General features: G+C 39.6%; 6 protein-coding genes. 4 read left to right on the top strand and 2 right to left on the bottom strand.

Annotated elements, in window-relative coordinates; translation table 11 throughout:
- Nucleotides 1-297: 297 nt before the first annotated feature.
- Entirely contained in the window at nt 298-636 is a 339-nt protein-coding gene (locus AACQ38_RS14235) for a recombinase family protein (protein ID WP_207631869.1), read from the bottom strand.
- A gap of 48 nt (nt 637-684) precedes the next feature.
- On the opposite strand from AACQ38_RS14235, the gene AACQ38_RS14230 reads away from it, so the two are divergent.
- The 3 genes from AACQ38_RS14230 (at nt 685) to AACQ38_RS14220 (ending at nt 2,904) form a co-directional block, all read left to right on the top strand.
- The gene (locus AACQ38_RS14230) at nt 685-945 is read left to right on the top strand and encodes a type II toxin-antitoxin system Phd/YefM family antitoxin (protein WP_023043807.1); all 261 of its coding nucleotides are present in this window, start codon (nt 685-687) and stop codon (nt 943-945) included.
- A 172-nt stretch (nt 946-1,117) separates the two neighbouring features.
- Nucleotides 1,118-1,432, top strand: coding sequence for a type II toxin-antitoxin system RelE/ParE family toxin (locus AACQ38_RS14225; protein ID WP_113049483.1), 315 nt, complete (start codon nt 1,118-1,120; stop codon nt 1,430-1,432).
- A gap of 1,190 nt (nt 1,433-2,622) precedes the next feature.
- Nucleotides 2,623-2,904: a hypothetical protein gene (locus AACQ38_RS14220; RefSeq protein WP_165578417.1), complete on the top strand. Its 282-nt coding sequence runs from the start codon at nt 2,623-2,625 to the stop codon at nt 2,902-2,904.
- Between the two features lie 327 nt (nt 2,905-3,231).
- Here the strand turns inward: AACQ38_RS14220 and AACQ38_RS14215 are convergent, their stop codons facing one another.
- Nucleotides 3,232-4,425: a DmpA family aminopeptidase gene (locus AACQ38_RS14215; RefSeq protein ID WP_165578416.1), complete on the bottom strand. Its 1,194-nt coding sequence runs from the start codon at nt 4,423-4,425 to the stop codon at nt 3,232-3,234.
- Between the two features lie 365 nt (nt 4,426-4,790).
- Between AACQ38_RS14215 and AACQ38_RS14210 the strand changes: the two genes are divergently transcribed.
- Nucleotides 4,791-7,202, top strand: a complete 2,412-nt coding sequence (locus AACQ38_RS14210; RefSeq protein ID WP_165578415.1) for a decarboxylase — start codon at nt 4,791-4,793, stop codon at nt 7,200-7,202.
- The last annotated feature ends 24 nt before the right edge of the window (nt 7,203-7,226 follow it).

Here is a 7,226-nt window from a genome sequence, read left to right as displayed (position 1 = left end):
AGCTTAAGGCGCTGGATGATGCAAAACGGGCACTTGAAAGGCTCTATGGCAAAGTCAAGCCTTCAACATCATCGTAGTGGTGTTTTCGTCAGATCCTGCTTACCTGCGCACTGGTGCGCCTAATGTATATTATGTTAAATAACCTTAGATGATAAACAACTTCGCATAGAACTAGGTGATTTTTGACACCCCTCTTTTTTTGATGCAATGATGCAACGTCATGGCCACACAGTACGGGTTCAGTGGAACAACCCCCAGATCTGTAAACTTTGTGAAAGCTACGAGTTATCAACGTGCTTACGTAGTCCCGGACTGACGCTTGAGATAAATATCCTTGCGTATATCCTCGGTCAATTTAGCGGGACGCCCGAATCTGACGCCTTTTTCTTTCGCTTTGGCGATCCCTTCTGCCTGACGTTCACTGCGTAAGTCATTTTCAAACTCCGCGATGGTGGCCAGCATATTGAACATCAAGCGTCCTGTTGATGTCCGGGTGTCGATATTTTGATCCAGAACGACCAAATCAATATTTTCCTGCTGGAAGCGGCTGGCGATTTGCGACAGATGATCCACTGAACGGGCTAGCCGGTAAAAAGTATACTTTTTGATAGCTTTAAATTTGATCGAATCGTTCAATTCGTTTATATTGTTTGAATCATGCTATGATTCAATGAGAGGACTATTATGGATGCTCTTTCTGCCAATGAAGCCAAAACCCAGTTTGGCGACATGCTACTCAAAGCACAACGTGCCCCAATCCAAATCAATAAAAACGGAAAACCCGTTGCGGTGGTTATCTCAATGGATGAATACGAAAGTATTGAAACACTCCGGTTAAAATTATTGCAGTCAAGAGCTGAACAGGCCAGAGTTGATATTGAATCCGGTAACACCCTCGATGGCGAAGCTTTTTTTAATGAACTGATATCAGGTCAGTACGATTAGAATTTCACCTATTGAGGAGAAAAAAATGTCTGTAGCCGGACTTAGCGCAGAACAATTACGGTGGGTGAAACGTATACACGACTATGCTGCCCGTTTTCCCCTAACTAATGGAAATGCTGGCTCAGGGTATTGCTGAGGGCATTATCGACGTTCCCAGGGATCATTAACCATCATGGACATATCACACTACCGTTTAACGCCTGATGCCCAGGCCGATCTGATTGAAATTCGCCGTTTTACTGTACAACAATGGGGTGAGGTGCAATCAGAAAAATACCTGTCAGGACTTCAACAAACCTTTCGTTTGCTGGCTTCTACCCCTGCACTGGGAAGAGACAGGCCAGACGTCGGAACGGGCGTATTGAGTTTTCCTTATGTCAGTCATGTCATTTATTACCTCATCCACGAACGGCAACCGGTGATATTTGGTGTGCTGCACAAACGAATGGTGCCGGCAAATCATCTGGACGGACGCGAAATGATTTGATTGTCTGGCCTCATTGAATCCGGGACTCACAATGGAAAATATAATGATCACGAACAAATCCTGTATTTTTCCTTAAGCCCGGCAGAACGGGTTGTTCTCGAACAGTTTCGCAATAGTTAGTACAGCGGGATGACGGTATCACCGCCCTCAATATTATCCGTACCGATCAAAAGGATTTTCAGTACACCGCCGTCAGAATGGAAGTAGACAAGGCATTACGCATTGAAGATCTTTATCGGTTTGCCAGAGACTTTCTGCCTTCTTTTTGGCGGGATGACTAATCAGGATTTTCTCTCAAAGTTTACAGATCTGGAGGTTGTTCCACAGAACCCCCAGTAGCAGCGTTGACTGATCGATGATTTGGGCCCCGGCGTTGCCGGGATAGCCCTCCTCCTCCCTGATATGTTGTTACCCTCCTCTCCTACTTTTCTGGATGAACACACTGGTATTTTTTTGAAGCTCATGTTTGGTTATGTTTGACGATTAACCTTTAAATTAAATTCACTTTTTACATGAAAATATAAAAAATGAATTTATTATGAAAAATAAAAATGATATTTTTGGAGAATCATGAATGTTTTTATTTGGTAGTCATATAATTACGATAAAAGTACTTATTCAGGAATATTATAATTAATAGATATAGCATTTGAAGGCAATAATTATAAAAAGAATTTTTTACCATGATTATTCTGAAAAAATAATGAGTAAAAATGTTTGATGTTAATCACATTAATATCATTCAGAGTCAAGATAGTTGACATTATTACCAGAAAATCCATCCGGCGTGAGTGGATTAAATATAAACGATCTCAATTGCCAGTGCCGATTTTCCCTTATTTAAAACACCACCATATTGTTACCTTTCCAGATTAAATATGTGAGATAAATCATAAATTCCAGAGATGTTAAATATACTGACATTAAAGATAGTTTCATGAAAAACTATAGGAAAATAAATTATCATTATATATTAGATTTGCCCTTTTTGATTTCTGGTACTATTATGGTAAATGGAATTTAGGTTTCCAACCTAATTCCACCTAGGATGAAATATATAAGCAGTTTTTGAATTTTAAAATTGTAACATCATCGATGTGGTGATTTAGATTTTGCATACATTATCACATATGATTTTGTAAATAATATGTTTAAATATGTAAATTCTGAAACTATTTAAGGGGAATTTTATGTTCAAGAAATTATTAACAGTTGGGGTATTAGCAACAGCATTAATCGGAGGAATTGGGACTGCATCGGCAGCACTTTGTAATTCTGAGGAACCACAATATATTACTGGGGGTAAGTATTATAGATATGTTGTTAATCCTTATGATAATTTTGCTAATGTATTCACAGAGGATACTAAATTTGGAAGGATGACATGGTATTTTAAAAGTCGTATTGGACCTTGCGAATTTCATACTGGATATAACGCTTTCCAAGCTTATTATGAAGGTAGAATAAATTAAATATTTTTTTAAGAACATTGAAAAACCCCGTTTAAAATAACGGGGTTTTTGCTTTTATCATGTATAATCATATTTTTCCTTAAAACACGGAACTGTAGTAGAGGAATTCGCTCGACAAAAAAACCGTTATCGTGTGTTGAATGCATCTCAGACAATATGGGTTACAGCTCCTAAAAATAACGACAACACAAAAATAATTCTATCTTTATAACCCTGTTTTTCATAACGAACAAAGGATACTGCATACATCGTATTGTTGAAGCATGAAAGCTACCGACTTCAACTTCAGATTTAGAGCCTTTAATCACAGTCGGTAACTTGTTTGTTTTAAATTGAAGTGTCAGATTGAGTCTGAGCTAAGACATGATGTTTTTTTAATATCTCTTGAACTCTATCTTTAGGAATAGAAAACGAAGTATTGCCATTTCTCCCAACCATTTTTTTGGCGGCGATCATAGCATTAATTATTGCTTCTTCTGTTGCACTTATTGTGGCTTCATACAAAGGATCTAGTTGGTCATTTGACAGTATTTTTATTGTTCTTACATCTTTTCTGGAGAAAGCATCATTATTTGCGGTCGAAAATGCAATAAATATCTCACCGCTGGTATTCCTGGCTACCCCACCGACCTTTGCCAGTCCAAGAGAGACTCGTTTAGCTATTTTTTCTAATTGGTGAGGCGCTAATGGTGCGTCTGTAGCCACCACGGCGATTATAGAACCGGCATCCTTTATTTTTTTCTTGCCGCCATGATATATCGGCTTGAGATCCTGTATTTCTTTACCAACTGGAATCCCAGCAATAATCAAATCGTCCCTATCACCAAAGTTGCCTTGAACAAGAACGCCAACAGTATATCCGCCATCTTTTTTATCTAGAATTCTTGATGAAGTACCTGTGCCTCCCTTAAACTTAAAAAGGTTCATTCCTGTTCCACCGCCGACATTACCCTCCTCTATCGCTCCTGATTTAGCACTATTCAACGCATGATATACATGTTCTTTCTTTACATGCATACCGTTTATATCATTTAATATTCCATCCCACGTTTCTGCAACCACAGGTAATAACCAAAATAAATCATCTTTCAGTGGTGATGTTAGGTTGTTATCAATCATCCAGCTAATTGTTGAGTCTCTAACAATACCAACACTATGAGTGTTGGTGATTAATATTGGCGTTTCCAGGAAACCACTCTCTTTGACCCATTGATTGCCTGTCATATCTCCATTTCCATTTAAAGAGAATGTACTAGAAAATACCGGGCTAAATTTCTTGCCTTTTGGCAATATAGCTGTTACGCCTGTCCTTATTGGGCCTTTTCCAACCTCTAGCTTTCCATCGCCTTCTATTATGGTTGAATAGCCAACTTCTACACCACTAACATCGGTAATCGCATTATATTTCCCGGTTACTCCAGAGAAAGGAATGCCTAAATCCCTTGCTCTAATCTCATCGGCTAAAGAATTAGAAGCTATCACTGTCGATAGCGATAAAATTATAATATTTAATATTTTCATAACTACTCCTTGTTATACCAAATTAACTCTAAGGTTTAATGTTTAGAATATGAAGATCCAATACGAAGAGGATTCACTTTCGACCAATCGGTATCCCCCTTTGTACCATTACGTAATTATATTATTCAGGTTTACAACTGAGTTCTAGATAAAAGATAGAATTAAGTGCTTGTTCCAAGATTAGAACTTTCGACCAAGAAAAAACTGATCTTTAATAGGGCTATTATTGCGCCCACTTGTCTCCGTGTTTGCGATACACCTACAAAGATCACATAAAACTTAAAAAAGAATAGAAATTTGTATACTCAATATTGAATAAGAATCAAGATGAATATTTTGATAATTAATTGTAGAGAAGCGAGTAAATGCATCATTACATCGGAATTTGTGTGGTTGCTCAGTCCCAAATCGTGAGCCAAGGAGTGAAAGAAGCGATTAACAAGTTGGAATTGTCAATTGCGGCCGAATCTGATCCTTGTGAGGTTTGGAAACTTAATTCAACAGTTTCAGTTGATTCTATTATGACGTACTTGCTTCAGCAAGCTAGAGGATATTTACTTGTCTATCAGAAAAAGCATCAATTTTCTTTTCATGTCATGACCTATGAAACGCTGGATGAAGCTCTGGCCGATATCGCACGGCATCCGGACAGAACACTCGATCTGGTAATTGCTGATAATCTGTTTTTACAACATGGACATTATGAGCAGGTCAGTCATCAGTTTTTCCGATTGTTTGAGTCGAATCCTGGGAAATTGTCACCCTATTCTTTCCTGCTCTTTTTATCAGAGATGATTCCTGGTAGTGCACGAATACAAGAGATGGATTCAGTGACACTCAATATTTGGCAGCCAGATCCGCTTGTTTGGGAGATACAGGTGCTAAAAAACCTAATGGATCATTTGGATAGCACTTATATTAATCCATTACTTGTTAGAGCGACGACGTCTAAAGTAACAATATCATCAATGGCACAGTTTATTCATGATTATATGGAGTACCACTTCAAGGAGCGTTGGGACTTCCACTACTATACTGGGTCGGTGCTCTCCGGATTTATCGATTCCATGCTTCGCTTGTGTGATGATACATCTACCCTGTGTGAAAGTGGGCCGAATGAGCACAGTCTGGCAGTTTCTGCACTTTGTGGCTGGCAGTTCTATCAGCGTGGTTATGTAATTGCGGTAACTTCCGGCATGATCGATGAGTTTCGTGGCACATTATGCAACCTGAAACGTGCTCATGCGCCAGGTATCATCATTTGTGCAGATAGTCTTGGAAATAGCTGGTTCCCATTTCAAGGTACGATGCATAGAGATTATGATGGTAAGAAGTCGATTGAAGCAAAAGGAATTCCGTGCGTTTATGTCAATGATAAATTGAACTTGCCTGAGCGGTTAAATGAGGCAATAGATCTATTACAGTCTCAACCCGGCCCAGTATTTATTCTTGCGACACAATCAGTTTTGGAATGTACACTGAAACCTGAGCAGCTACCCCATCCGAGTCAGTGGAGCCTTTTGGTTCCACAGATTGGGGATAATGAAGCGTCCGTCATGGATGCAGTAATGTCTCTGATCAACCATGATAAGCGTCGTATACTGTGGCAATGTTGTCATTTAACGGATCATGAACGTGAACTGATTTATCAGATTGCTGAAAAAGCAGGGATAGCGTTAGTAGATACGCTAGTATCTCCGGGGGCGGTCAGTGATTACCATCAGCAAAAGCCGGTTAGTAACTATATTGGAATTCTGTCGGTTTACGGCTTTAGCAGCAAAGTATTTCATTACCTACATGAGGGGCAGCAGCTTGCTGATCCTGAAAGCCAGAGTATTTTTTTCCTTAAAAGTAAAGTCGATGAAGCATCCTCGCCATTTTCCGCCAGTAAACTTAAAAATAAATGTCATATTATTCAGGTGAATTGCCGTTTAGAGCACATGTCACCTTACACTGATCTAGCTGTACATAGCTATTTACGCTCATTCTTAAAAACCGTTCTCACTCGACTTAATGTGGATGAAAAGGTACTTGCTTATCGTCGTCGTGAACTGGAACGAGTTCAGAATTATCCTAACACCACCCCGATAGATTGGTTGCCACAGGTGCCGATGTCCCCCAATTACTTTTATGCCCATTTAGGGAAGCAGTTGCATCATCTGATTAGTGAGCAGGGATTTGTCTATACCGGTGTTTATGATGTAGGGAGGTGCGGAATCGGGGCGATGCGGAATTTACCGAAAACAGGGAAAGGATTTTCCGGTTGGTATGGCCGGGCACTGATGGGCGATGCGTTGATGTCACTGCCTTATTTGGCTCGTACATCATCCCAGAATATTCTGGCATTTATTGGTGATGGTGCCAGAGATTTAATCCCAAACATTGAGTCCCATATTGAACGAGCGTTGATGCAAAATCCTCATCGGCAGAAGATCAATATTTCTGTGTTTTATCTTTGTAATGGTATGTTGTCGATGATTCGATCATATATCGATAAGCAAAGTGCGACGAATAATAGAAAACAGACCTTGCTTGCTGCACCGTCGCGTAATTTGTCTCTGTTTACTGCTGCTAATGTCCAGGTTGTCCCTGATGCACATGCAACAACACAGGTAATTCGTGAGCGTTGGGCAACATTTGACGCAACTTATTGTGAAACCATGTTAACCACTCCTCAAACTATTTATTTTATCGATGTCATGCTCTCACATAATTCCGATGGGGATGGGTTGTCTCTGCTCTCTGAAGCGACATGGCAGCGTGCTAATATAGTATAAAGATTGAAACTTAAAGAGCCCAAG

It is taken from the genome of Photorhabdus sp. RW14-46, from assembly GCF_963887965.1.
GTDB lineage: Bacteria > Pseudomonadota > Gammaproteobacteria > Enterobacterales > Enterobacteriaceae > Photorhabdus > Photorhabdus laumondii.
The sequence above is the reverse complement of the archived record's forward strand: the minus strand, read 5'-3'. Positions and strand labels throughout refer to the sequence as shown.

What these genes read in the sequence shown, in the direction of transcription:
- AACQ38_RS14210 (WP_165578415.1), top strand. Translation starts at nt 4,791, where the DNA reads ATGCATCATTACATCGGAATTTGTGTGGTTGCTCAGTCCCAAATCGTG.
- AACQ38_RS14230 (WP_023043807.1), top strand. Translation starts at nt 685, where the DNA reads ATGGATGCTCTTTCTGCCAATGAAGCCAAAACCCAGTTTGGCGACATG.
- AACQ38_RS14225 (WP_113049483.1), top strand. Translation starts at nt 1,118, where the DNA reads ATGGACATATCACACTACCGTTTAACGCCTGATGCCCAGGCCGATCTG.
- AACQ38_RS14215 (WP_165578416.1), bottom strand. Translation starts at nt 4,425, where the DNA reads ATGAAAATATTAAATATTATAATTTTATCGCTATCGACAGTGATAGCT.
- AACQ38_RS14220 (WP_165578417.1), top strand. Translation starts at nt 2,623, where the DNA reads ATGTTCAAGAAATTATTAACAGTTGGGGTATTAGCAACAGCATTAATC.